Raw genomic sequence first — 3438 nt, forward strand, 5'->3', positions numbered from 1 at the left:
CATGATGACAAAACGCTGATGATGCCGGATCGCCGTGGCAACAACCGGATCGATTCGCAGCGTAACATCGTTCGCGATCCCCGCGTGGCGTTGCTGTTTCTGATTCCTGGCTCCGGCAACACGCTGCGCGTCAACGGCCGCGCGCAGGTCTCGGCGGATGCCGACCTGCTGGCCTCGTTCAAGGTCGAGGGCAAGATGCCGCGTACGGCGATCATCATGACGGTGGACGAGATCTACTTCCAGTGCGCGCGCGCCATCGTTCGCTCCGATCTCTGGAATCCCGACAAGCGGGTCGATCCCAGGATGCTGCCGACGCCGGGCCAGATTCTCGCCGAGATGAGCGATAACCGGGTCGGCGGCGAGCCATATGATCGGGAGTGGCCAGAACGCGCGCGCCTGACGATGTGGTGAGACGCCTCTTCTATCGAGATTGGTCCCTATTGAGACTTGGCCTATTGGAATGGGCCTATTCGTTCCCGACGCCCTTGACCGGCATGTCCTTCTTGTAAAGTTCTTCGAGGTCTCTGTCAGTCGCAGTCAATTTGCCGCCGCGCGGGGCGTAGGCGAAGCTTCGTTCGGGATATCTCGACCAATCAACGGCTTCCGAGCACCAGCCGTTGCGGCCGCGCATCGTCTCCCAGCATTGCTCCATGCTGACAAAGCCGCAGCTCGCTCCACCGCTTGCCGGACTCAGGCAATAATTTTTCTTGGCGTTGGCTGCCAACGCATTGGCCGCTGACGCCGGCGTCACCGAGCCAGCTACAAAGAGTGACGCGGCGGTAAACGCCAACGTTGCGATGGCGATGAGTTTGGTACGCGATTTCATTTTTGTCTCCGTCGTCGGACATTCCCGACAAGGATCCATTTCGTTGTCGGAGGGCACCCAGACAAGAGCGCGACAGGTCTGTCGTTCCGTGAAATTTCAATGACAACAATTTCAATGACAACATTGGCTCGTTATGCCGCGGCCTTTGTTCGCGAGTCTCAACAGACATGTGATCAGCCGTCGATGGTGGCGTTCGCACCGCGCATCGTAGACGACGAGGTCGATGCCATCTGCATGCAATCGCATACCGCATCTCCTCTGAAGAGTTGTTAGTTGTAGGATAATGATACCGCGCTGATATGGCGGACTGGCGTACAGTTCCCGCCAAGCGCGCATTGGTCGATTACGCCTGCAGCTTCTCGCGGCGCTCATGGAGCGTCGGTGTTGTGCGAGACCGCGAGGAATGGACCTGATGTCGCATCACGGCCGAGCGAACGTCTACTCCAACAATCACGCTGATGATACCGCAGAAGCCATTGAATGGCCGTCACGACGGAATCGCTCAGGCTGCGACGTCCAACAGCAGCCGCGACGAACCCCTGATCAGAACCTTGCGTCCCCAAGGCGTGATGCAGGGGACGTCGTCGATCATGCCAGCGAGGCCGAGTGCGACGAGTTGTTCGAGAACGAATCTGCTCGGGGCACGGCGCTGGGGTGCGGGGATGCGAAGCGCCTTCAGCGTTTCCCATTGATCCAGCGTGAGATCGTAGTCGAGTTCGGCGTTCATGCGGCCTCGAGGGCTTCAGGAATGTCGCGCGTTTGTTAGCGAGACTGCGTGAATGACGTGCGACACCAAAGGGTCCGGATTCCGGTTTATCCCCAGAGGCTTAAGATCACTTTCTCTTGCAAAACCAGCACGATGGGTTACGCAACTGTCACATCAACATGTCACACCAGCCAGTCGATTGGCTCGAATCGGCGGGCTCCGAGCGCACCGCTTATCTATGAACGGATATAGCCCCTGAAAACAGATTTTTTAAGGAAAAAGCTCGGCGGCAGTGTCCGGCTGAAGGGCCTCGGCTTCGTTCTCAGCATTGCCATTGGCGCTGGTGCCGTATTTGCCCTTACCCATGCGCTCAAGAACGTCGACTACGGTCAAGTCTTCGCGATCATTCGCGGAACTCACTTCAGTGTCATCGTGCTGGCATTGATGCTGGTGACGGCCTCCTATGCCAGCATCACGCTGTATGACTGGCTGGCGCTGCATACGATGGGGCGCAAGGATGTTCCTTACCGCGTTGCGGCACTGGCGAGCTTCACCAGCTATCCGATCGCCCACGGGATCGGCGCCGTGGCGCTGATATCGCCGCTGATCCGTTATCGGATCTATTCCGGCAATGGCGTGGGGACAACGGGCGTAGCGAACATCTGCTTTCTCACTGGGCTGACGTTCTGGCTTGGCAACATGACGGCCCTCGGCTTCAGCCTGCTGTACGACCCTGCGTCACTCAGCATCATCGATCATCTTTCGTCTGGAATCAATCGGCTGCTGGCGCTGGCGCTGCTGTTCGGTGTCGGGACTTTCCTCACTTGGAGCTGGCTGGTTCCGAGAAGTATCGGCAGGAGTGGCTGGCTGGTGCGGCTTCCATCCGGCCCTCTGGTGCTGTTGCAGATCGTGGTCGGGTTGCTCGATCTCACGGCCGCTGCGCTTGCGATGTATGTGCTGTTGCCGTCCGGTCTGGAGATCGGACTGTTTCGCCTGATGGTGGTCTTCATCGCGGCCACATTGCTGGGCTTTGCCAGCCATGCGCCGGCGGGACTGGGCGTGTTCGATGCCACCATCCTGATCGGACTAGGCAACGAAGACCGCGAGCTTTTGCTCGCCGCGCTCTTGATGTTCCGCTTCCTGTACCACTTCCTGCCGCTGTCGATCGCGCTTGTGCTGTTCGGCGCCGTCGAGGCGCTGCGGATCCTGCGTGCGAAAGCGTTGCACGCCGAGCAGTCCGAAATCTCAAACCGGCGAGTTGAGCTTGAGCCCGATCATGCCGGCGACGATCAGCGTGAGGCAGACGATGCGAACGGGATCGGTCGGCTCGCTATAGAGCAGCATTCCGACGAGGATACTGCCGACGGCGCCGATCCCGGTCCATACCGCATACGCGGTGCCAAACGGCAGCGACCGTAGTGCAAACGCCATCAAGGCGAAACTGAGCACGATAGCGACCGCGGTAGCCAGTGTGGGCCAGAATCTGGTCAACCCCTCCGAATATTTCAGACCAAGCGCCCAGCCGACTTCGAGCAGGCCCGCTCCCAGCAGCGCGATCCAGCCGGTCATCGCGCTCTCCTTGGCGCACCCCGTCCGGCCGGACACGTCAGCACGGCATATTGGGCGTAGCCGCGGAACGGGCGCTCGAATTTCAATTCGGCGCCGAGCGTGCTGGCGAGCGCCGACATTTCCTGCTCGAGATCGTCACGCGGCGTGACCTCGAATACTGCAAGCCAGCGCCGCAGCAAAACGCGGGCGATCGCCGGCAAACGTTCCTGGCTGCCGAAATCGACCACATGCAGGCGGCCATCCGGTTTCAATCGGCTCACGCCAGCTTGCAGTACGCGACGCCAGTCCGGGATCATCGACAGACTATAAGAGATCATCACGTCATCGAAAGCCGGTA

5 protein-coding genes and 1 pseudogene are annotated in these 3438 nt (G+C 59.7%); 1 reads left to right on the plus strand and 5 read right to left on the minus strand.

Features of this window, described 5'->3' with window-relative positions:
- Positions 1-411, plus strand: a 411-nt coding sequence (locus tag WCB02_RS38570) for an MSMEG_1061 family FMN-dependent PPOX-type flavoprotein (RefSeq protein WP_423967430.1), incomplete at its 5' end; no start/stop codon positions are given.
- A 55-nt stretch (positions 412-466) separates the two neighbouring features.
- Here WCB02_RS38570 and WCB02_RS38575 read toward each other — a convergent pair.
- The 5 genes and pseudogenes from WCB02_RS38575 to WCB02_RS38595 all read right to left on the minus strand — a co-directional run.
- Positions 467-883, minus strand: coding sequence for a DUF3551 domain-containing protein (locus WCB02_RS38575; RefSeq protein ID WP_423967432.1), 417 nt, complete (start codon positions 881-883; stop codon positions 467-469).
- Between the two features lie 445 nt (positions 884-1328).
- Positions 1329-1553: a hypothetical protein gene (locus tag WCB02_RS38580; RefSeq protein ID WP_423967435.1), complete on the minus strand. Its 225-nt coding sequence runs from the start codon at positions 1551-1553 to the stop codon at positions 1329-1331.
- A gap of 249 nt (positions 1554-1802) precedes the next feature.
- A complete protein-coding gene (locus tag WCB02_RS38585) occupies positions 1803-1925 on the minus strand; it encodes a hypothetical protein (RefSeq protein WP_423967437.1) in 123 nt (40 codons plus the stop codon).
- An 852-nt stretch (positions 1926-2777) separates the two neighbouring features.
- Positions 2778-3101, minus strand: coding sequence for a DMT family transporter (locus WCB02_RS38590; RefSeq protein ID WP_423967439.1), 324 nt, complete (start codon positions 3099-3101; stop codon positions 2778-2780).
- Positions 3098-3438: pseudogene (locus WCB02_RS38595) on the minus strand (SAM-dependent methyltransferase); the annotation flags it as partial. The pseudogene WCB02_RS38595 and the gene WCB02_RS38590, both read right to left, overlap by 4 nt.

It is taken from the genome of Bradyrhizobium sp. (assembly GCF_049581145.1).
Classification (GTDB): domain Bacteria; phylum Pseudomonadota; class Alphaproteobacteria; order Rhizobiales; family Xanthobacteraceae; genus Bradyrhizobium.

Coding starts and splice junctions, on each gene's coding strand:
- WCB02_RS38580 (WP_423967435.1), bottom strand. CDS start 1,553: ATGAACGCCGAACTCGACTACGATCTCACGCTGGATCAATGGGAAACG.
- WCB02_RS38590 (WP_423967439.1), bottom strand. CDS start 3,101: ATGACCGGCTGGATCGCGCTGCTGGGAGCGGGCCTGCTCGAAGTCGGC.